The organism is Thalassospira sp. A3_1, from assembly GCF_017744215.1.
Taxonomy (GTDB): domain Bacteria; phylum Pseudomonadota; class Alphaproteobacteria; order Rhodospirillales; family Thalassospiraceae; genus Thalassospira; species Thalassospira lucentensis_A.
In genome coordinates, this window is the sequence record NZ_JAGHQQ010000001.1 from 1,349,795 (window position 1) to 1,370,062 (window position 20,268).

A 20,268-nucleotide genomic window follows, 5' to 3' on the forward strand; every position below is an offset into this window, starting at 1 on the left:
TTCATCCTTGGTTGGGTATCTTCAATTCCATGCGTCAATTACATCATTTCTGGCTATCACCGTTTTCGCGCAAAGTGCGTCTGGTTCTGGCCGAGAAGAAGCTTGAATTCGAGCTTAAGGCAGAACCTGTCTGGGAGCGACGCGACGCGTTTCTGTCGCTGAACCCGGCGGGCGAAGTGCCTGTTCTGGAAGAAGAAGACGGCACGGTCCTGTGCGATTCAACCGTGATCTGCGAATATCTGGATGAAGTTTATGCCGACACCCCTCTTTTGGGGGCGGATGCCAAGGAACGTGCGGAAATCCGCCGCCTTGTCGCATGGTTTGACGGCAAGTTCAACCGCGAGGTCACCGATCATCTTCTGGGCGAGAAGCTGTTGAAACGCTTCTTTTCGACCGGCACGCCGGATACCAAAATTTTGCGCGCCGGGCGGACCAATGCGGCGTATCACCTTGACTATATCGGCTGGCTGTTTGAGCGTCGGAACTGGCTGGCGGGTGAACATCTGACCATGGCCGATATTGCAGCAGCTGCCCAGATTTCCGTGATTGATTATATGGGTGATATCAACTGGTCAAAACATCCGCGCGCGAGGGATTGGTATATGCGGATCAAAAGCCGCCCTGCGATGCGCGATATTCTGGCGGACCGGCAGGCAAGCTTCCCTCCATCCCCGCATTATGCCGATCTGGACTTTGAATGACGGGTTCTTCGAAGGTCGACAGCTTTTACCCGCAAGGTGGCCTTAACGCCGCCAGCTATGACCTTCGTGCCGACCTTGATCGCAAATTATTCGAAGATCCGATCCCGTTTTATCGTGATATTGCCTTCAAAACCGGTGGTCCGGTTCTTGAACTGGGCTGCGGGACCGGCCGGATTACTGCCGCCATTCGTGAGGCCAGTGTTGGGGTTGAAGGGCTTGATCTTTCCGATGCGATGCTGGCACAGGCGCGCGCGAAATATCCCGACATGATCTGGCACAAGGGCGATATGTGCAAATTTGATCTGGGGCGGCAATTTGCCCTGATCATTATTCCGTTTCGCGGATTTCAGGAAATCACTGATGGCAATGATCAGCAGCGATGCCTTGCCGCGGTCTTTGCTCATTTGCGGCCGGGCGGAATGCTGGTTCTTGATCTGATTGATCCGGATTTACGTTATTGTCTGCCGGAAGGTGACCCGGAAAGTGTTGAACTGCCGCTGTTTCCGATGCCAGATGGCGTTGGTGCGCCAGACAGCCGATTGCGGATCACTGCGATGGAACGAACCAGCGATCCCCTGACCCAGCGGTTTGAAGAACATTGGCGGTTCGAGGAAATTGATCTTACGGGCAATGTCCTACGATGCGAGGATTGCTGGCATCATATGCGATGGGTTCATCGCAGTGAAATGCGGTTGATGTTGCAGATTTCAGGATTTGTTTCGATATCGGAATTTTCTGACTTCAAAGGTAATCCGCCGCGTTATGCCGCCAATCAGGTCTGGATGGCAAAACGGCCGGACTGATGTCCGGCCGTTTTATTTAAATCCTGCGCAACCTAATTCCCGGAGAACTTTTGGGCACCTGCCAACGCTTCCTGACGTTCGTTTTCGGGCAGGGGAACAAGGCCGTTATCAGCCAGCAGGCCTTCTTCGCCAATCACGGCGTCCGAGGTATAGGTTGCGACAAATGCACCCAGCGTGCGGACCAGTTGCTGATGATCGTCCTTTACATAAAGGTAAAGTGCACGCGATCCCGGATAGCTGCCATCCAGAATGGTGTCATAATCAGGTGCAACACCATTGATCGGAATGCCCTGCATGGCTTCACGGTTGCGATCAAGGTTATTGAAACCCATCACACCATAGGATTTTGGATCTTTTTCAAGTTTGCTGATCACCAGTCGATCATTTTCACCTGCCTCGATATAGGCACCGTCTTCGCGGATGGTGCGGCAAAGCAGGCGGAAGCTTTCAGGATCGGTCGATTCGAGGCTTGCGATATCGCTGAATTCGGCACAGCCCTTATCCATCAGAAGCTGTCCCATCAGGTCTCGCGTGCCCGAAGTCGGCGGCGGGCCGTAAACGCGGATCGGAATGTCTGGCAGGTTGGCGTCGATATCGGACCATTTGACATGCGGGTTCGGAACGCTTGCCCCCTGAACCGGAACGGTGCGTGCCAGTGCCAGATAAAGCTGGCGGGCCGACAGCGTCATTGTCGGAGCTTTACGTGATCCCAACAGGACGATGCCGTCATAGCCGATTTTGATTTCGCTGATATTGCGCACCGAATTGGCGGCACAGATGGCGGTTTCCGAACCGGTTATCTGGCGCGATGCATCGACGATGTCGGGATATTCCGAACCGATTCCACCGCAGAACAGTTTGAAACCACCACCCGAGCCGGTGCTCTCAACCACCGGGGCCGGTTCACCGGTGGTCTTGCCGAAATATTCGGCGACCTTGGTGGTCAGTGGAAAGATCGTCGAAGAACCGACAATCCTGATCTGGTCGCGGGCCTGTGCCGTGCTAGCGGCAATCATCATCGTTACGGATGCGGCAATGGCGGTCGTGGCAATCAAACGACGCATGGGGTCCCCCGGCTGAAAATCTGGCGATATGGTCCCGAAACCGGCGGGCACATATCAAATGCGGATCAGAACCTATTCCGATCCGGTCTGAACATCCATCTTTTCTATATTCGCTCTTGCCGCATCAGCGACAGGGGTTCCGTTTGAATTTTCTATGACAGTTAGATAATCCTGACGCGCAAGATCGTTATTTTTGGCAATCCGATGCAGGTTTGCACGTTCGAAAAGCGCCTGAATATTGTTGGGGGATAGTTCCAGAGCGCGTTGAATATCGGTCATGGCGAGGTCGTAGGTTTCCAGCATACGCCATGCCGTGCCACGATAGATCAGGGCTTCGACATTGTCTGGATCAAGATCAAGCGCATTGTTCAGATCGTCGATCGAGTCCCAATACTGCCCGGCCATGCCCAGAACCATTGCCCGATCAACCCAAAGGGTTGGATCGTTTTTGACCATGTCCAAGGCACGTGATTGATCGCGCCAGGCAAACTCAAGATTGCCAGCCATCATCCAGCTTTGCCCGGCTTGTGCCAGAAGCCCGGCAACGACCTGTTGGGGGGATGTGCTTTCATCGGCAAGTGCATCAAGGCGGGTTGCGGCTTCTTCGTATTTTTCAAGCGCAATCAGCGCGACCGCGACACAATGCTTTGCCGGTTCCCCGCCACCCATATCACGCCATGCAATGGCACTTTCAAACCCGTCTTCTGGTTTGAGGCGAGCGAGTTTCAGGCAGTCCTGATATTGCCTGGCGTCATCGGCACTCATATTTGTGCCTTGTGCCAAGGCCTGTCTTTGCGTGCCAAACGAAACCAGCATCATGCCAAACAGGGTCATCGCAACGAGTGATGATGCGCGCAAGGTTTTGCGTGCAAACAGTTCAGACATGGTAGGCCTTTCAGTTTGGCGTCAGTTTTAAAAGCGACGAGGCGTTGGCCAGCATACGGGTGTATTGCTCGTACCGACCAGAACCTGTTTATCAGGTCCGCATTGCAAATCATGAAAGCGGCAAGAAAATGATTGTGATTTCAAACTTTCCGCAACATGGTCCGGAAAGCTTTTGTCATGGCCGACCGGGGCCGATAGTGTTCCACGCTTAGAGATAGTCTCCCCGGCATATGGATTTGATAATGACCGAAAAGCTGTTTTGCTTCGGATTGGGATTTTCAGCACGCCTTGTTGCCAATCAGCTGCGCGAGGAAGGCTGGAAAATAGCCGGTACCACGCGCAGTGCGGAAAAGGCTGACGCGTTGCGCGCGCAGGGGATCGAGCCCCATATTTTTTCCGATGACGTGCCGGTGGCCGATATTCGTGCGGCCCTAAAAGATGTCACCCATGTCCTGATTTCGGTACCACCGGGGGGGAATGGTGATCCTGTTCTGGCCCATCATGCCGGTGATCTTGCCGCCCTGCCCGGTGGAACATGGATCGGATATCTGTCGACAACAGGTGTTTATGGCGACCGCGATGGTGCGACCGTTACCGAAGAAGACGACCTGATACCAAGTGGCAAACGTGGTCGCAGACGGGTGGCCGCAGAAAAGGCATGGTTCGATCTGGGGCAACGTCATGGTCTTTGCGTGCAAAGTTTCCGATTGGCCGGAATCTATGGGCCGGGGCGCAATGCACTTGAAACCGTCCGGTCGGGCCGGGCGCGACGTGTGGTAAAGCCCGGACAGGTTTTTTCTCGTATCCATGTCGAGGATATTGCCCAGACGGTGCTGGCATCAATCCGGTGCCCGAATGCCGGTGCAGCTTATAATGTATGTGACGATGATGCCGCCCCGCCGCAGGATGTAATTGCTTATGCCTGTGGTTTGCTTGGCATGGATCCGCCAACGGAGGAGGATTTCGAGACAGCCAATCTGAGCCCAATGGCTGCAAGCTTTTATGAAGATAACAAGAGGGTGGCCAATGACCGGATCAAGTCCGAGCTTGGTGTGAAGCTGCGTTTTGCCGACTACAAGGCGGGTTTACTGGCGCTACATGACGAAATATTGGCTAAAATCAACGGGGCCGGGACAGATACGCTTTAAAAGGGCATTGTTGACGCACCCTGCGGGTCGTATATAACCGCTTAGGAATTTTGATCGGGCCGATATCCGCATTTGGCCCTGATGGTACCCAGCGCCGGATCGTGATGGCGGGATCATCGCCACATCGTCGGCCGGCAAGGAGAGAGCAAGCATGGATCGTCGTATCGTAACCGTTTTTGGCGGCACCGGATTTGTCGGGCGTCATATCGTCAAGCGTTTGCTTGAGCGTGACTTTATCGTCCGCGTTCCGACCCGCAGCTTTGAGCGCGTCAAGAAACTGAAGCCGATGGGCTATCTTGGGCAGGTGGTTCCGGTACATTGCGATGTTCGCAATGAAGAGTCGATCAAAGGCGCGATCGAAGGCTCCGAAGCGGTGATCAACCTGTTGGGCATTCTGTATCAGCGCGGCAGCAGCAGCTTCATGAATATCCATGTCAAAGCCGCAAAACGTATTGCCGAAGAAGCCAAGGCCTGTGGTGTTAAAACCTTCCTGCACATGTCCGCCCTTGGCGTTGATAAGAATCCGCATGCGCTTTATGCGACTTCGAAACTGGCTGGTGAGAAGGCTGTTCGCGCAGCTTTCCCGGATGCAGTGATTTTCCGCCCGTCGGTTATTTTTGGTCCGGAAGATAATTTCCTGAACCAGTTTGCCACCATGGCGCGTTATTCCCCGGTTCTGCCGGTTATTGGTGCGCCGGGCCTGCCGAAGGTCGAACTCGATAAAGGCAAGGTCGACATGCTTGGCGATGGTGGTCCGAAATTCCAGCCGGTCTATGTTGCCGACGTAGCCGAAGCGTTCGTAACTGCACTGGTCGAGGGCAAATCTGCTGGCAAGACCTATGAGTTGGGTGGGCCGGAAGTATACAGCTTCATGGGACTTCTGCGCGATATGCTGCAGATGACTCGTCAACGCGCCATTCTGATGCCCGTACCGTTCTGGTTGGCATCGATCAAGGCGTTCTTCCTGCAATTCCTGCCTAAGCCGCTTTTGACCCCGGATCAGGTTCGGTTGCTTAAAACCGACAATGTCGTTTCCGAAGGTGCTGAAGGTTTTGCCGAACTTGGTATTACGCCCAACAGCGTTGAAGCGATTGCGCCGACCTATCTGAAACGTTTCTGCCCGCCGCGCAAAAGTGGTGAATTCCGCCGCTTTGTCTGATCGGATGTTGTTGCAGAAGTGATAAAAAAGCCCCGCCGAAATCCATCGGCGGGGCTTTTTCTTTGGGTCTCGGCTAACTAACCGGCGCGAACGCGGGCGACAAAGTTGTTCGCCTCGTCCTGAAGGCGATGTGCCTTTTGCAGAAGTTCTTCGGCCGTGTTGCGGGTCGAACCCGAGAGGTCCTGAACCGCTTCGGCGGCACGTGAAACATTAAGCATGTTTTCTGATACGTGACGTACACCATTGGCTGCTTCTTCGGAACCGCTGGCAATTTCGGCGGTGGCGGCTCCCTGTTGGCGCATGGCGGCTGCGATTGAGCTTGAGATCGTATCGATTTCGCCAATGGTCTGGGCGATGGTCGAAATCATTTCGACGGCTTCGGTGCTGACCGCACGCATTTCATTGATCTGCTTGCCGATATCCTCGGTCGCGCGCTGTGTCTGGGATGCCAGGTTTTTGACCTCGTTTGCCACAACGGCAAAGCCCTTGCCTGCATCCCCGGCACGCGCGGCTTCGATGGTCGCGTTAAGAGCCAGAAGGTTGGTTTGATCGGCAATGGTTGTGATCAGCTCGATAACTTCGCCGATACGATCCGCGGTTTCGGACATCTGGCGAACAGTTTCATCAGATTTGCGGGCTTCGGAAACGGCAGAGCGGGAAACCTCCTCCGCCTTGGAAACCTGTCGTTCAATTTCTGCAATCGATGCAGACAGTTCTTCGGTCGCGGAAGAAACCGAACTGACATTCTGGGAGGCATTCTGGGATGCTTCGCTGACTTCGATGGCACGATGAACGTTGTCACCGGCATTCTGCGCCATGTTATCGGCGGCATCGCGCATATCGCCAACCTGTGACAGTAATTCGGTGACAAGGCCGTTGACCGAGCTTTCAAAGCCGTTCGCCATTTCGAGCAAAGCCTCGCGACGCTGTTCTTCGGCACGGCGTTCGGCGGCCTTGTTTTCCTCGCGCAGTTTTTCGGCGTCGCGGGCATTTTCGCGGAAGGTTTCAACAGCTGCAGCCATATCGGCAATCTCGTCGCTACCACGATCGGAAACCGGTGTTTCAAGATCGCCATTGGTCAGCCTACCCATCGCAGAACTTAACCCGATAAGGCGGGCCAGCAGGTTACGTTGCACATACAGCCAGATGATCAGGCCAGAAATGACGATTGCGGCCACGGCTACACCGATCATTGCCTTTTCTGCGGCGCTGATCGTGGTTGAAACATCGTGGTTTGCATCGTCGATCTTTGCGCGCATATCGCTCAGAAGACGGTCGGCTGTCGAACCGATTGCTTGCGATGTTGCAGTTGTTTTTGCCAGCAGTTCATCAAGCGATTTTTCGTCCTCGATTTCCTTCTGGCGCAGGCTGAACAGGTTATTGCCGTTATTGGGATTAAGGCCGTTTGAAATTGCCGTAAAGGCGGCTTGTGCCTTTTCGCGTGGCGTATTGAGCGGGATTTCAGCGATGCTGCTTTCCATCTGGGTCAGGACGGGGCCGGACCAGAACTTGATGCGATCAAGGTCTTCCTGATTGGCAGCTGTTGCCGTCATGCGGGCCAGATCGGGGATTTTCAATGCTACGGCACGCAGTTCCGCCATATTCTGCGACGTCAGTGCATCTTCGTCGAGAAGCTTGTCGAGCATTTCAAATGCTTTGTCGGATTTTTCCGGATCGCCGACCAGCCCGTAAAGTTCGCCTGCATTATTGGTTAACTGCATGTTGGCATTGGTTGACAGTTCGCGGGCAATCAGTTCAACGGCATTCGTCGATGTGACGACGTCGCCCAGCATGGCGTTATGAGCGCTGCGCGTGTTGAACAGACTACGCATGGTGTCCTGTAACAACCGGATATTGACGATCATTTCACCGGTCTGGCTGGAAAATTCGTTCAGAATCGTACCGTCAACGCCATGCATCGCCAATGTTGCGATCTGGTCGTTCATGACATTTTCGGTTTCATCAAGATTTGCGGTGGCGGCCGCGACCTGATCTTCGTTGCGCGCGCTGGCGACGGCGCGCGCCATGCTGATGACCGCGTCGCTGCGGGAATAGAGTTCCTGGCCGGAAATCAGGGCCGGGATAGCATCATTCGCAACGATTTTCTGCTGTTGTTCGGTAATTCTAAAAGAAAACACCGCCATAGCGGCGGCACATACGGCGAGCAAGGCAATTGGCACAATCGCCAACATCAACCTTCCGCGCAAACCAATTTTGCCGGTCATTACAGTTCCCACTCATGGAATTCAGGGTGTCGGCGGCTATTTTTGCCGTTCTCGACTGATAATTCTGGACCGCCCTGAAAGGTCCATAGTTGGGATTAGGAATATCGCCGAAAATCAGACACTGGCAAGAGTGTTTCTGACTTTTTCAATTATTTCATATATGGCCTCAGCCTGTTCAACCGGTGCCGCACCGGGACGTTCTACCATGATGATCGGGATGTTCAGTTCGCGTGCCGCAAGAATCTTGGCCTCTGTAGCCGACCCGCCGCTGTTTTTACTGACAATCACATCAATTTCGTAGCGCTGCAAAAGTTCGATTTCGCCTTCGGCGGTAAAGGGACCACGCGCGATCAGCCATTCACCGAATGCAAGGTTGAACGGATCCTTGGGGGACTCGACAGTCCGGACCAGGAGCCATGTTTTTTCCAGTCCTTCGAAATGGGCAAGATCCTTGCGCCCGCTTGCGATCAAGGCGCGTCTTCCGTGGTCGGGCAGGATTTGGGCTGCTTCTTGAAGGCTTCTGACCATGATCCAGCGGTCTTTATCCGTTTTTTGCCATGCAGATCGCTGAAACTGAATGCAGGGCGTTGCCACCGCGTGACAGGCTTGGGCAATGTGACTGGATATCTGGGTGGCATATGGGTGTGTTGCATCAATCACGAGATCGATTTTTTCCGAACCCAGACAGGATATGATGCCCTCGGCCCCGCCAAATCCGCCAATACGGACAGGGATGCCGTCTGGTAATCTTGGTGCGCTGGTGCGACCGGCAAGAGAAAGCTGCAGACGCACATCCGATCCGAATTCCTGCAACAGATCAGCAGCAATACGATTGGCATCCCCCGTACCGCCAAAAATAAGAATGTTTAGCGGTGTAGCTGTGCTTCGTGGGGGGATCATGTGTTGCGGGCCTGTTTTTGTTAATTTTAAAGGTTCGGGTTTGTCGCTTTGGCAGGAAGAAAGGCGTCAAAATCGCCATGTCCGGCACGGGCAACAATCCTGCCAGCGCGATCAACGACGACAATTTCGATGGCGGAGGCACCGTCGATTGTTGCGCGGGCAGCTTCAGCGGCCTGAAGGGCAATGGTTCGTGCTATGTCAACGTTTCGGGATGTGCAAAGTTCCAGAACCTGCTTGGCAGTATTGGCGCTGGCAATTTCGGATACGAGACCGGTATCACCTCCAAGCGTGGCAACGGTTTCAGCAAGTTTTTCGAAATCGACTTCGGATCGGCTGCTATGCAAGTCCATATGTCCCTGTGCCAGTTTTACCAGTTTGGCAAAGCCGCCTGAAATTGTGACAAATTCGACCGGATGGCGACGCAGATATTTCAGCATGCCGCCAACGAAATCGCCCATATCAAGGATCGCCTCGTCCGGCAAACTGTAAAATTGCCGAATGGCAGCTTCGGACGTTTTGCCGGTGGCCCCGGCCACATGTCTGCGACCGGTGGCGCGCGCGACATCAATGCCGCGATGAATGGAATGGATCCATGCCGAACAGCTGAACGGGATCACAACGCCGGTGGTGCCCAATACGGAAAGCCCGCCAACAATTCCAAGCCGCGGGTTCCAGGTTTTCAGGGCGATCTCCTGCCCGCCGGGAATGGAAATTTCAATTTCGACATCGGTAGTTGCGTTAAACCGGTTTGCCAGTTCGACGATCTGCTGTGTCATCATTTCGCGCGGTTTGGGGTTGATCGCGGCTTCGCCAACCGGGATTGGCAGGCCGGGTTTCGTAATCATCCCGACACCGTCGCCTGCACGGAAAGTGATGCCTGAACCCTGTTTTCCATGTCGGATTGTTGCGATGATTTCCGCGCCATGGGTGACATCGGGGTCATCACCGGCATCCTTTATCACACTTGCCCGCGCCCAGCCTTCTCCTGTTTCAGCCTTGATCAGGCTAAAGGAGGGTGTTTCGCCCCGGGGAAGGGTGATGGTGACCGGATCGGGAAACTCACCAGAAAGCAGGGCTTGCCACGCCGCACGGGTTGCGGCGGTGGCACAGGCCCCCGTTGTCCATCCCTTGCGTAGTGGTCCGTCCGGCTTTCGGGTCATGCGGCAGGTGATCCCGGTTTATGGCTTTGAATATCTGGGTTAACCATTATTATGGCTGCATGCTTTTTTGTCAGAGTTTCTCTATTAAACATTAAAATTGATGTGATATCAGATAAATAACGAGAAAAATACGGACTAATATGTTGGACCTGACGCCCAGATGCTGTTTAACATATCCAAACGATCCGGTCCTGCACAGATGGACCAATTGCCCGAGAGATAAAGAATTCCGTAATGACGACACTTGGTCTTGATTTTCCGGTATTTGAGCCGGGTTGGGTTTGGCTGGTCGGCGCAGGACCGGGGGACCCCGGTTTGCTGACGCTCCATGCCGTCAATGCGATGCAACAGGCAGATATCGTTGTCTATGATGCGTTGGTTGATGACCGGATTCTCAATCTTTTGCGTTCTGATGCCAAGCGTGTTTATGCCGGTAAACGTGGTGGGCGCCCGTCCTCAAAGCAAACGGATATATCTCTGCAGCTTGTTGATTATGCCAAGCAGGGGTTGCGGGTCTTGCGTCTTAAGGGTGGTGACCCGTTCGTGTTTGGCCGCGGCGGTGAGGAAGGTCTGACGCTGGTTCAACATAATGTACCGTTCCGGGTTGTACCGGGTATTACGGCCGGTATTGCCGGTGCTGCTTATGCCGGGATTCCGACAACGCACCGTGATTGCAATTCATCGGTAACCTTTGTCACGGGCCATGGTTCGAGTGGCGAAATGCCTGATAACATCAATTGGGCTGCCCTTGCCAAAGGTGCACCTGTATTGGTGATGTATATGGCGATGAAGCATTTGCGTCGTATTTCATCGGAACTGATGGCCAATGGACGATCCGGTGACGAGCCGCTTGCGGTTATCAACCAGGCGACCACGCCCAATCAGGGTATTCTGATCTCAACACTTGCCAATGCGGCTGACGATGTCGAAAAGGCCGGTGTTGAACCACCTGCGGTCTGCATTCTGGGTAAGGTGGTTGATCTGCGTGATCGGTTGAACTGGCTTTCACCGCAGGATGACGTCAAAGCAGTGCGTCATGTGCCGTTCGAACAGGTCCTTGATCTCATTACCGTGCCGAGTGATCCGACAGCTTCGAATTCCTGAGCTTTGAATTGATCTATATCGTTGTTCCTATCCGGTCTGGACGTCACAATCAGAACAACTGATTAATCCGGATGGATCATGGACGAACAACAGATACTGATCCGCATCATCGAAAGCGGCTGGGCACAATGCGCCACTGTCCTTCAGGAGGACAGCGGTGTTTTGGCGACGGCACTGATTGCGGGCCTTGTCGGCAGTGCCACCCACTGTGTCGGGATGTGCGGACCATTTGTGATTAGTCAGATCACGTCGCGCATGGAAAAGCTGCCGCTTGAGAAAATGAGCGAGTTTCGCCGGCTGACCGGGGCCGCGCTTTTGCCATATCAGTTTGGCCGATTGACGACTTATACGCTGCTTGGCGTGATAGCTGGCTTTTTTGCTGACAGCATCACAGTGCTGACCAAAGTCTGGTGGTTGGGACCTGTATTGCTTTTGTGTGCAGCGATGTTCTTTCTGGTTTTCGGGGTGATCGGTTTGGTTCCTCATCTTGCCGGACTGTTTTCAGACATGACAGTAGGAAACACTACGGGTGCATGGTGGAACCGGATGGTTGGTGACCGCATCAAACCGTTATTTGGTGCGCCGTTCGGCTGGCGGGGTTACCTGTTAGGCATGATGCTTGGGTTTATCCCATGTGGCCTGATTTATGGTGCGCTGGTTCTCGCGGCCGCAGGCGGCAACGCATTGACGGGCGGGTTTGTCATGGCGGTATTCGGGCTTGGCACTGTGCCGATGCTGTTTGCAACCGGTGTGATCGGCCAATATGCCACCAGACGGTTTCGTGCTTTTATGGCCCCGGTTGGGCGGGGGCTTATGGTCGTTAACGCTGTCATCCTTGCCATGTTGGCATTTCATCAGATCGGATAATTTTGAGAATTCGCAATGACGTCATTGTGAGCCGTGGCACAGTTACGGGTCTTGCATGATCGTTTTGCGGATTTATAGTGCCCGCAAGACAGTGGCTTATTTATCCGGTTGATTGGCGCAGGCTCGTAATCCCGGAACAGAAGGACAGGTAACGGCGTGAGCAAGAAAACACTTGTGATCATTCTGGCGATTGCGCTGGTTCTCGGTATTGGTCTGACCTATCGATTGATGATGATGGGATCGGAAACGACGTCTTCCGGTTCGGGGGCTGCGGCGATCGGCGGGCCGTTTGAACTGGTTGACCAGAATGGCCAGACCCGCACTGAACAGGATTTCCGCGGGAAATACATGCTGATTTATTTTGGCTATACCTATTGCCCGGATGTGTGCCCGACCGAATTGCAGGTGATGGGCAATGCGCTTGATGCACTTGATCCAGAAATTGCCAATGAGGTAACGCCGGTTTTCATTTCGGTTGATCCGGAACGCGATACGGTTGACGCGATTGCGGCCTATGTTCCGCATTTTCACGAACGTATGGTTGGCCTGACCGGAACGCTTGAACAGACTACGACCGCCGCAAAGACTTTCCGTGTGTACTACGCCAAGGCATATGCCGATGGGGAATCAAAGGATTCGGATGCCTATCTGATGGATCATTCATCTTTTGTGTATCTGATGGGACGTGATGGATCATTTATCCGTCACTTTAATTACGGAACAGCCCCGGAAGATATGGCCAAGGGCATTGCTGAGGTCATCAAAAAGAACGGATGATCCACCGTTTGTGTCGGGATCAGTTTGTGCGGCATTCAGGGAAGCCGGAATATGGAACTATCTGCAGCGCAGCTTCCGGGCCTGATAATTGCGGCACCCTCGTCAAATAGCGGCAAGACGGTTCTGACACTTGGTCTTTTGCGGGCTCTTGCCAATCGGGGTGTTCGTGTGGCGGCGGCAAAAACCGGACCGGACTATATCGACCCGGCATTTCAGGCCGCGGCGTGCCGAGAAAAATGTATCAATCTTGATCCTTGGGCGATGTCAGGCGACCAGCTTGCTGCGCTTGCCCGACGGCAGGCCGGGGACAAGTCCCTTCTTCTGTGTGAAGGTGTGATGGGCCTGTTTGACGGGGCGGCGGACGGCAATGGATCGACTGCCGATCTTGCGGCGATGATGAACTGGCCGGTTGTGCTGGTTATTGATGTCAAGGGGCAGTCGGTATCGGCTGCCGCGGTGATCGCCGGGTTTGCCAGTTTTCGCAAGGATGTGAAGATTGCGGCTGTGATCCTTAATCGGGTTGGCAGTGATCGGCACCGTGTGATGATCGAAACGGCGTGCCGCGAACATCTACCGGAAATTCCTGTGATCGGGGCGGTCCGGCGCAGTGATGCGTTATCGCTGCCCGAACGGCATCTGGGCCTTGTGCAGGCAGGAGAGCATGACGCGCTTGATGCGTTCCTTGATCAGGCGTCCGGGATTATTGCCGAGGACGTGGACCTTGATCAGTTGATCGGCCTGGTAAGCGGTCGGCAACTATTAGCGGGGGCTGGTAATGTTTCGGATGCGGTCATCGGTATCCCGCCATTGGGGCAGCATATTGCCATCGCGCGGGACACAGCCTTTGCCTTTGCCTACCCGCATCTTTTTGAAGACTGGCGCCGTCAGGGCGCGGAATTATCGTTCTTTTCCCCGCTAACGGATGAAGCCCCCCACAAGGAGGCTGATGCCGTCTATCTGCCCGGTGGTTATCCGGAACTGCATGGTGAACGATTGGCGAGAGCAGGGAATTTCAAAGCGACCCTTGCGGCGATGGCAGCCAAAAATGCCCCGATCTATGGTGAATGCGGTGGCTACATGGTGCTGGGCGAGGCAATGATTGATGCGTCAGGCCAACATCACGAGATGCTTGGGCTTCTGCCACTTGTCACGAGTTTTGCGGATCGCAAACTGCATTTGGGATATCGGACACTGGTTTTGTCCGAGGCGACAGCTTTGGGGGCGATTGGAACGATCTTGCGCGGGCATGAGTTTCACTATGCCTCGACGATCAAAGCCGAAGGTACGCCCCTTGGCAAAATGGCCACAGCAACTGGTGATGATCTTGGCTGTGCCGGTTTGATGAAGGGAAGTGTTTTCGGCTCGTTCTTTCATCTGATCTGCCAGTAGCTTCGATTGGCGATCTTTGCGGTTTGGAAGTCCGCCATATGCTACAATCCAACAATAATAAAATGGTGCCGGACGAGAGAGACGATGAGAGAGCCAACGCATGAAGCGGAAAACGCCCGGTTTTGGGAATCCAAAACGCTGGAGCAGATGACGCCGCAGGAATGGGAAGCCCTTTGTGACGGTTGTGGCAAGTGCTGCCTGCACAAACTTCAGGACGAAGATACCGACTTTGTCTATTACACGTCGGTTGCCTGTCGGTTGCTGGATTGCGAAACCTGCAGCTGCAAGGATTATCCCAATCGAACGCAGCATGTCCCTGATTGTGTGCAACTTTCGCAGGAGAATGTCACGACATTGTCCTGGATGCCGTCAACATGTGCTTATCGTTTGATGGCTGAAGGAAAAGGGTTACCTGACTGGCACCCACTTATTACAGGGCGTTCAGATTCAACTATCTCGGCCGGAATGTCTATTAAGGGAATGGTGATCTCGGAGGATGACGCCCACCCTGATCTGACCCGGTATATTGTAAAGTGGCCCGCTTGAAGGTATGACCTAGAGTAGATACGTCTACGCCAAAATAGGTGGTTGATTACTTCTTAAGTATAGGTATCCTGCAAACCGAACAATTGTGCAGAACAAGCGCAATTGTTCGGTTTGTTTTTATGTATGCCTATAAATGACCGGGTTTGCAGTTAGAAATCCGGACAGCACAAGGAAGATATCCGGATGGGTTTTGCGTCACTTTTCAAGAATGGCAGTTCGAACGAGGGGCAGCAGATTGTAAATGCGCTCAGCTTGTCGATGGCTGTCATCGAGTTTTCAATCGATGGTAAAATTCTGACTGCCAATGAGAACTTCCTTAAAACGATGGGGTTCTCGCTTGAGGAAATCGTCGGGAAGCATCATTCGATATTTGTTCCGCGTGAAATCAGCAATGGCGAAGAATACCGGAAATTCTGGGAACAGCTTCGCAACGGCAAATTTTCGTCAGGTGCCGTGCCGCGTGTGCGCAAAAATGGCGAGATGATCTGGCTTGAAGCGACTTACAACCCGATCTTTGACAAAGACGGAAAGCCGACAAAAGTTGTTAAGTTTGCAACCGACATTACAGCGCGACGCATTGAACGTGCGGTCCTGCAAAGTGTATTTGATGCGATGGAAAAATCGCAGGCTGTGATCGAGTTTGACCTGAACGGCATTATCCTTAAGGCAAACAAGAATTTTCTCGATGCCATGGGATACAGACTTGATGAAATTATCGGCAAGCATCATAGCATGTTTGTTGCGCCAGCATATCGTGACTCTGCCGAATATCGCTCGTTCTGGGAAACCCTGAAAACCGGGAATTTCCATACGGGCCAATTTAAGCGTGTCGGCAAGGGTGGCAAGGAAATCTGGATTGAAGCGTCCTATAACCCGGTTCTTGATCCGGTTGGAAAGCCTTTCAAGGTAATCAAGTTCGCAACAGACATTACCGAGCAAACCCGCCTGTTGCTTGAGCTTAAAACCATGATTGATCAGAATTTTACCGAGATCGATAGCAACATTGCAGCCTTGGGCAATTCGGCAAGTCAAAGTGTCAGCACGTCCGAGGAAACATCGCAAACGGTGCAGACTGTTGCGGCCAGTGCGGAGCAGATGGCGGCATCGATTGCAGAAATTTCTCGCAGCATGGCGCAGTCACGTGATGAAACAGAGCGCGCGTTTGATCAGACGATCAGTGCCAACAATTCTACCCAGCGAATGGCGGAAGTTGTCGAATCGATGGGCAGCATTGTTGAAGTCATTCAGAACATCGCAGGGCAGATCAATCTGTTGGCACTGAATGCGACAATCGAAAGCGCACGTGCAGGTGACGCCGGCAAGGGATTTGCCGTTGTTGCCAACGAAGTCAAGAATCTTGCCAATCAGGCAGCTCGTGCGACCGAGCAGATTTCCGATGAAATTTCAGGCATTCAGTCGATCTCGTCCGAGGTTGTCGGTGCTCTTGAAACCATTCGTCATTCGGTGGAAACGGTACGGGATAGTGTTACAAACATATCTTCGGCGGTAGAGGAACAGAGTGCGGTGACCGAAGGTGTTTCGGAAAACATGCGTCTGATGGCAGGCGCGGTCGATGGTCTTTCCCGGAACCTTGATAACATCAAGTCTACAACGGGAATGGTAGCCGACTCGGTCAGCCGGACGCGCAAGGCCGCGGAAGTGCTGGCGCGTTAAACGCCTGATTTCCTATACAGATGTATCGAACTCCAAGGTGGTCGGCACGTTCGGCCACCCTGTTTCGTTTGTATGGTGACGGTTTTGAGACTTTATGGCGAAAACAAATCTGAACAGCTTGCCTAATGTTTGTTGTCTCAGCAAAAATAGACATTCTTTGCAAATGATCCGCAAATAACGCGGTGACGGGGAATGTCGAGTGAATATATGCGCATAGATGTTCTGGGTGTTGGCGAGGCATTCGATCCTGCCTTTGAAAATTCATCCGTTGTGGTGAGTGCAAGTGGCTATCGGTTGATGATTGACTGTGGGGCAACGGTGCCCGGATTGTTGATGCGCAAGTTTCCCGATCCGGATGCCATTGATGCGATTTATTTTACCCACATGCACCCTGATCACGTTTTCGGGCTGGTGCCGGTTATGCTGAACTGGCGCGATGACGGCCGATCAAAACCGATTCATATCATCGCGACACCGGCGGTACGCAATCATCTGGAAAAGATCATGGAGCTTGGCTTTGCCGGGCTTGGGAGTGCATGGCCGTTTGAAATTGTCTGGCATGCGGTGCCGGAAACCACGCAAGTTGGCCCGTTCGAAACCAAATTTGCCCGGTCCGATCACAGCGTTCAAAACCATGCAATTTTGCTGCGTTTCGAGAACAAGGGATTTGCCTATTCCGGTGATGGCAACGTGACTGCCGATACCACTGCACTTTTTACCGCTGCGGATCTGGTGTTTCAGGAAACATATTTGCCCAAGCATGACCCACGACATGCCGCACATTGCGATCTGGAAACTGTTCTGCAATTGGCATCTGATATGCCCGGATCGCGTTTCTGGCTTTATCACATCAAACGTGATGCAAGGCGCGAGATCGTCGAACTTCTGCGTGACAATCCACAGGTGCGGGTTGCCGTACCCGGCGAAGTGATCGAAATCCGTTAGGGTTATGCTTGATGAAACCCAGCAAAAAGGCAGCCCTATTGGCTGCCTTTTGACTTCCGGGATATCCTGATTGGATCGCGTTAGTGAACCGAACGCGGGTCCATGTCATGCTGGCGGATTGCCGCATGGGCCACGGCCTGGCTTTCGAACGATGCGATATGGGTGCCATCGGCGGTAAATACCCCAAAGACCGTTTCGTTGCTTTCGTCTTCAGGATTTTCCATCGCCCGCACATAGGCAAAATCGTGAATGCCAAGCATGGCAAAATCACCAGACGACAGCAGATTCAAATCCTGTTCTGCACCGTGGGCTTCTTTGGTGTCATGGTCTGAGATGCGATTGCTCATAAAACCACTCTCCTTGTTACGCCTTGCGGCTTTTATCTTCGACCGCGTCTGCGCCATTTTCAGCATCGACGGTCATATCTATGGTGCGTGACGAGACGGCTTTCTTCTTGGCAGAGTTGATCGCAATTTCACGTACCACCGGTTCGGGAACAGGCCGGTTCAAATCTACATGCAAAAGTCCGTTATCAAGATGGGCGCCAACAACTTCAATACCCTCGGCCAGTACGAATGAACGCTGGAACTGCCGGGATGCGATCCCGCGATGGATATAAATCCGGTTGCTTTCGTCTTCCTGATGCTTGCCACGAATGATCAGTTGATTGTCTTCGGTGGTGACCGAAAGGTCATCTTCGGCAAATCCTGCGACTGCGACTGTAATGCGCAGATGATTTTCGCCGATTTGCTCGATATTATAAGGGGGATAGCCTTCTGCCTTGGTTTTGGAAACCTGATCAAGAACACGTTCGATCTGGTCAAACCCCAATAGCAGCGGGCTGTTAAACATAGAAATTCGTGACATTGGCAGCACCTCCTCAGCAGAGCGAGTGTGATATCGACCAGACCCCACGCTTTTGGCGTTTCGGGCGTCTGAACATCTGACCCGACCCGTTCGGCATCAGACATATCTATCTAATCGAATAAATGTGGTTTTCTATCGCATAGTCAAGACCCGGATTGATACTGTACCCGCGGAAACCTTGGGAATATGAGATATCAGACCTGTGTAATACGCAGATCATGACTGATCAGGGAAGATCATACAACGCGTTCCGGCAGTTCCGGCATATTTTCCAGCGCATAATAGGCCACGGTCTGATCCTTTCCACGTAACGCCACTTCATGCATTACTGCGTTTTCAGGGAGCGCAATCGGCCCGTGGTCAAAAATTGCTTTTGATATCACCAGTGGTACACCATGCTTTTTGGTCTGGCTTTCCAACCTTGCGGCCGTATTGATCGTATCACCGATGGCGCTGATATTTTCGCGGCCCGGAGGCCCCATCTCGCCGACAATTGCCTCGCCCATATGGATGCCGATACCGATACGTAGTGTATGGGGTAGCTCTGATTTCAGGTGTTCGTTCAGGTTTTCGATCCGGCGCAACATTCCCGCCGCACCATGAAGGGCGTCCCGGATCATGGTTTCAGTGTCATCTGTATCAAGACCGTAAAGTGCCATCAGTCCATCACCGGTAAATTGGGCATAAAGCCCGCCACTTTCACGCAGGGCTTCGGTCATTTCGGCGAAAAACTGGTTCAATATGAACAGAACATCGTAGGGCATTTTCTTTTCACCCAGACGTGTCGAATCCCGCAAATCAGTAAAAATCGAGACAACTTGGCGTTCGCTGCCGGACAGGCCGCCGGGACGTCTTCCATCCTGTGCCGTGGCGTTGGCCGGCAAAAGTGGTGCAACGGCGAGATCGTTTAACGGACGGATTTGACATGCCAGTCGCATGCCACGTGGGGCGTGGATACTCGCGAGTGCCGCAGCTTCGATCTTGCCGGGTGCGGCGAGTTGATCAATGCCCGATCCGCAATGAATGCGGCAGGTCGTGCAGCGCCCATGCCCGCCGCAAACAGATGCCATCTGCACACCAGCATCGCGAAGGGCTTCAAGTGCGGTCGCTCCGGGGGCCACGCGGATCATTTTACCATTGGGCATCGATAACATCGGCCCGCGTTTGATCCGGTCAATGGTCTGGCGAATTTGCCGCACAACAAATGGCGCAAAGGCCAGTGCTATGGCGATTATGGTGCCCGGGAGAACCGCATTTTCATAGAATTTGATAGCCGCATCATTGACGTTGGCAGCATCAAGAACCCCAAAAACATATTTGCGACCGCCTTCTTCGGTGCGGCGAATGATTTCAGCCGATGCCGCACCAAAACCGGCAAGCGCCAGTGTGGGGACAAGAACAGCGATTGCACCCAGCGCACCGCGCCATCTCGGATAGAACGGTTTTAACCGCAGCCAGAAATGGATGCCGATACAGCCGTGTGTCCAGACAACAATCACGGCGATGGCATGCAGAATGCCCTGACTGGGAAGGAAAACCGCAAGATCAAGTAGTACCCGTTCAAATGCTGGATCGACATCAAATCCCAGCTCGATGATCCGGGTCGCAATAATATGGCGGAATAACAGGAACGGAATGCAAAGGCCCAAAATCATTTGTGCCCATTCCGATTTGCGCAGGCGTAGGGACCGGCGGCTGGTCAGGCGGGTCGTGGCCAGCAGGAAATGGGTAATTGCCGCGGCCAGAAGCAGGATTTCCAAAGGGGGAAACTGCCAGATTCCGGTTGTCAGTAAGTCGGCGGCTTCCATCGCTTCGGGCGATATGATGCCCGCAGCCTGATTGATCAGATGCATGAAGACATACGCAAAAAGCGTCAGGCCGGAATAGAGCCGCAAATTCTGGATCATGGCGTTCCGTATTATGGGCGGTTGATGCGCGAGAAACTCAGTATCCGACGCAATCATAAATAAATGGTGTTTTGGAAAAGTTCAAAGCTTTCAGGTTTGGAAAATGCTGTGCGATCCGGTGAAATGCAAAACGGACCGCCCCTGTCG

19 protein-coding genes are annotated in these 20,268 nt (G+C 53.3%); 11 read left to right on the forward strand and 8 right to left on the reverse strand.

Features of this window, described 5'->3' with window-relative positions:
• Positions 1-29 precede the first annotated feature (29 nt).
• Both J7395_RS06090 and J7395_RS06095 read left to right on the forward strand, forming a co-directional pair.
• Positions 30-701, forward strand: a complete 672-nt coding sequence (locus J7395_RS06090; protein WP_209220870.1) for a glutathione S-transferase family protein — start codon at positions 30-32, stop codon at positions 699-701.
• Positions 698-1,504, forward strand: coding sequence for a class I SAM-dependent methyltransferase (locus J7395_RS06095; RefSeq protein WP_209220872.1), 807 nt, complete (start codon positions 698-700; stop codon positions 1,502-1,504). The genes J7395_RS06090 and J7395_RS06095 overlap by 4 nt, the downstream gene beginning before the upstream one ends.
• Before the next feature lie 32 nt (positions 1,505-1,536).
• Here J7395_RS06095 and J7395_RS06100 read toward each other — a convergent pair whose 3' ends face one another.
• Positions 1,537-2,568, reverse strand: coding sequence for a substrate-binding domain-containing protein (locus tag J7395_RS06100; protein WP_062949807.1), 1,032 nt, complete (start codon positions 2,566-2,568; stop codon positions 1,537-1,539).
• A 72-nt stretch (positions 2,569-2,640) separates the two neighbouring features.
• Positions 2,641-3,453, reverse strand: coding sequence for a tetratricopeptide repeat protein (locus J7395_RS06105; RefSeq protein ID WP_209220874.1), 813 nt, complete (start codon positions 3,451-3,453; stop codon positions 2,641-2,643).
• 242 nt (positions 3,454-3,695) lie between these two features.
• On the opposite strand from J7395_RS06105, the gene J7395_RS06110 reads away from it, so the two are divergent.
• Both J7395_RS06110 and J7395_RS06115 read left to right on the forward strand, forming a co-directional pair.
• A complete protein-coding gene (locus tag J7395_RS06110; RefSeq protein ID WP_062949803.1) occupies positions 3,696-4,601 on the forward strand; it encodes an SDR family oxidoreductase in 906 nt (301 codons plus the stop codon).
• A 151-nt stretch (positions 4,602-4,752) separates the two neighbouring features.
• On the forward strand, positions 4,753-5,760 hold the full coding sequence (locus tag J7395_RS06115) for a complex I NDUFA9 subunit family protein (protein ID WP_209220876.1): 1,008 nt from the start codon (positions 4,753-4,755) through the stop codon (positions 5,758-5,760).
• Between the two features lie 77 nt (positions 5,761-5,837).
• Here the strand turns inward: J7395_RS06115 and J7395_RS06120 are convergent, their stop codons facing one another.
• From J7395_RS06120 to J7395_RS06130, 3 genes are all read right to left on the reverse strand, one after another.
• Positions 5,838-7,985 carry a methyl-accepting chemotaxis protein gene (locus tag J7395_RS06120; protein ID WP_209220878.1) on the reverse strand — a complete coding sequence of 716 codons (2,148 nt, stop codon included), beginning with the start codon at positions 7,983-7,985 and terminating at the stop codon, positions 5,838-5,840.
• A 114-nt stretch (positions 7,986-8,099) separates the two neighbouring features.
• A complete protein-coding gene (locus J7395_RS06125; protein WP_209220880.1) occupies positions 8,100-8,885 on the reverse strand; it encodes a cobalt-precorrin-6A reductase in 786 nt (261 codons plus the stop codon).
• A gap of 26 nt (positions 8,886-8,911) precedes the next feature.
• On the reverse strand, positions 8,912-10,045 hold the full coding sequence (locus J7395_RS06130; RefSeq protein ID WP_209220882.1) for a cobalt-precorrin-5B (C(1))-methyltransferase: 1,134 nt from the start codon (positions 10,043-10,045) through the stop codon (positions 8,912-8,914).
• A 234-nt stretch (positions 10,046-10,279) separates the two neighbouring features.
• Here J7395_RS06130 and cobA point away from each other — a divergent pair, with 234 nt between their 5' ends.
• The 7 genes from cobA to J7395_RS06165 all read left to right on the forward strand — a co-directional run bounded on the left by cobA (position 10,280) and on the right by J7395_RS06165 (position 17,347).
• Complete coding sequence (gene cobA / locus J7395_RS06135; protein WP_062960221.1) at positions 10,280-11,149, forward strand: uroporphyrinogen-III C-methyltransferase; 870 nt, start codon at positions 10,280-10,282, stop codon at positions 11,147-11,149.
• Between the two features lie 78 nt (positions 11,150-11,227).
• Positions 11,228-12,016 carry a sulfite exporter TauE/SafE family protein gene (locus J7395_RS06140; protein ID WP_209220884.1) on the forward strand — a complete coding sequence of 263 codons (789 nt, stop codon included), beginning with the start codon at positions 11,228-11,230 and terminating at the stop codon, positions 12,014-12,016.
• A gap of 156 nt (positions 12,017-12,172) precedes the next feature.
• On the forward strand, positions 12,173-12,793 hold the full coding sequence (locus J7395_RS06145; RefSeq protein WP_209220886.1) for an SCO family protein: 621 nt from the start codon (positions 12,173-12,175) through the stop codon (positions 12,791-12,793).
• 51 nt (positions 12,794-12,844) lie between these two features.
• Positions 12,845-14,182, forward strand: coding sequence for a cobyrinate a,c-diamide synthase (locus J7395_RS06150; RefSeq protein ID WP_209220887.1), 1,338 nt, complete (start codon positions 12,845-12,847; stop codon positions 14,180-14,182).
• Between the two features lie 84 nt (positions 14,183-14,266).
• Positions 14,267-14,728, forward strand: coding sequence for a YcgN family cysteine cluster protein (locus J7395_RS06155; RefSeq protein WP_209220888.1), 462 nt, complete (start codon positions 14,267-14,269; stop codon positions 14,726-14,728).
• A gap of 183 nt (positions 14,729-14,911) precedes the next feature.
• Positions 14,912-16,402: a PAS domain-containing methyl-accepting chemotaxis protein gene (locus J7395_RS06160; protein ID WP_209220889.1), complete on the forward strand. Its 1,491-nt coding sequence runs from the start codon at positions 14,912-14,914 to the stop codon at positions 16,400-16,402.
• A 192-nt stretch (positions 16,403-16,594) separates the two neighbouring features.
• A complete protein-coding gene (locus J7395_RS06165) occupies positions 16,595-17,347 on the forward strand; it encodes an MBL fold metallo-hydrolase (protein WP_231886987.1) in 753 nt (250 codons plus the stop codon).
• An 80-nt stretch (positions 17,348-17,427) separates the two neighbouring features.
• Here J7395_RS06165 and J7395_RS06170 read toward each other — a convergent pair whose 3' ends face one another.
• The 3 genes from J7395_RS06170 to J7395_RS06180 all read right to left on the reverse strand — a co-directional run bounded on the left by J7395_RS06170 (position 17,428) and on the right by J7395_RS06180 (position 20,121).
• Positions 17,428-17,694: a DUF1150 family protein gene (locus J7395_RS06170; RefSeq protein WP_062949779.1), complete on the reverse strand. Its 267-nt coding sequence runs from the start codon at positions 17,692-17,694 to the stop codon at positions 17,428-17,430.
• A 16-nt stretch (positions 17,695-17,710) separates the two neighbouring features.
• Positions 17,711-18,214 carry an Hsp20 family protein gene (locus tag J7395_RS06175; RefSeq protein WP_062949777.1) on the reverse strand — a complete coding sequence of 168 codons (504 nt, stop codon included), beginning with the start codon at positions 18,212-18,214 and terminating at the stop codon, positions 17,711-17,713.
• A gap of 236 nt (positions 18,215-18,450) precedes the next feature.
• Positions 18,451-20,121, reverse strand: a complete 1,671-nt coding sequence (locus J7395_RS06180; RefSeq protein WP_209220890.1) for an adenylate/guanylate cyclase domain-containing protein — start codon at positions 20,119-20,121, stop codon at positions 18,451-18,453.
• Between the last annotated feature and the right edge of the window lie 147 nt (positions 20,122-20,268).

What these genes read in the sequence shown, in the direction of transcription:
- J7395_RS06090 (WP_209220870.1), top strand. Translation starts at nt 30, where the DNA reads ATGCGTCAATTACATCATTTCTGGCTATCACCGTTTTCGCGCAAAGTG.
- J7395_RS06095 (WP_209220872.1), top strand. Translation starts at nt 698, where the DNA reads ATGACGGGTTCTTCGAAGGTCGACAGCTTTTACCCGCAAGGTGGCCTT.
- J7395_RS06100 (WP_062949807.1), bottom strand. Translation starts at nt 2,568, where the DNA reads ATGCGTCGTTTGATTGCCACGACCGCCATTGCCGCATCCGTAACGATG.
- J7395_RS06105 (WP_209220874.1), bottom strand. Translation starts at nt 3,453, where the DNA reads ATGTCTGAACTGTTTGCACGCAAAACCTTGCGCGCATCATCACTCGTT.
- J7395_RS06110 (WP_062949803.1), top strand. Translation starts at nt 3,696, where the DNA reads ATGACCGAAAAGCTGTTTTGCTTCGGATTGGGATTTTCAGCACGCCTT.
- J7395_RS06115 (WP_209220876.1), top strand. Translation starts at nt 4,753, where the DNA reads ATGGATCGTCGTATCGTAACCGTTTTTGGCGGCACCGGATTTGTCGGG.
- J7395_RS06120 (WP_209220878.1), bottom strand. Translation starts at nt 7,985, where the DNA reads ATGACCGGCAAAATTGGTTTGCGCGGAAGGTTGATGTTGGCGATTGTG.
- J7395_RS06125 (WP_209220880.1), bottom strand. Translation starts at nt 8,885, where the DNA reads ATGATCCCCCCACGAAGCACAGCTACACCGCTAAACATTCTTATTTTT.
- J7395_RS06130 (WP_209220882.1), bottom strand. Translation starts at nt 10,045, where the DNA reads ATGACCCGAAAGCCGGACGGACCACTACGCAAGGGATGGACAACGGGG.
- cobA (WP_062960221.1), top strand. Translation starts at nt 10,280, where the DNA reads ATGACGACACTTGGTCTTGATTTTCCGGTATTTGAGCCGGGTTGGGTT.
- J7395_RS06140 (WP_209220884.1), top strand. Translation starts at nt 11,228, where the DNA reads ATGGACGAACAACAGATACTGATCCGCATCATCGAAAGCGGCTGGGCA.
- J7395_RS06150 (WP_209220887.1), top strand. Translation starts at nt 12,845, where the DNA reads ATGGAACTATCTGCAGCGCAGCTTCCGGGCCTGATAATTGCGGCACCC.
- J7395_RS06155 (WP_209220888.1), top strand. Translation starts at nt 14,267, where the DNA reads ATGAGAGAGCCAACGCATGAAGCGGAAAACGCCCGGTTTTGGGAATCC.
- J7395_RS06160 (WP_209220889.1), top strand. Translation starts at nt 14,912, where the DNA reads ATGGGTTTTGCGTCACTTTTCAAGAATGGCAGTTCGAACGAGGGGCAG.
- J7395_RS06165 (WP_231886987.1), top strand. Translation starts at nt 16,595, where the DNA reads ATGTCGAGTGAATATATGCGCATAGATGTTCTGGGTGTTGGCGAGGCA.
- J7395_RS06170 (WP_062949779.1), bottom strand. Translation starts at nt 17,694, where the DNA reads ATGAGCAATCGCATCTCAGACCATGACACCAAAGAAGCCCACGGTGCA.
- J7395_RS06175 (WP_062949777.1), bottom strand. Translation starts at nt 18,214, where the DNA reads ATGTCACGAATTTCTATGTTTAACAGCCCGCTGCTATTGGGGTTTGAC.
- J7395_RS06180 (WP_209220890.1), bottom strand. Translation starts at nt 20,121, where the DNA reads ATGATCCAGAATTTGCGGCTCTATTCCGGCCTGACGCTTTTTGCGTAT.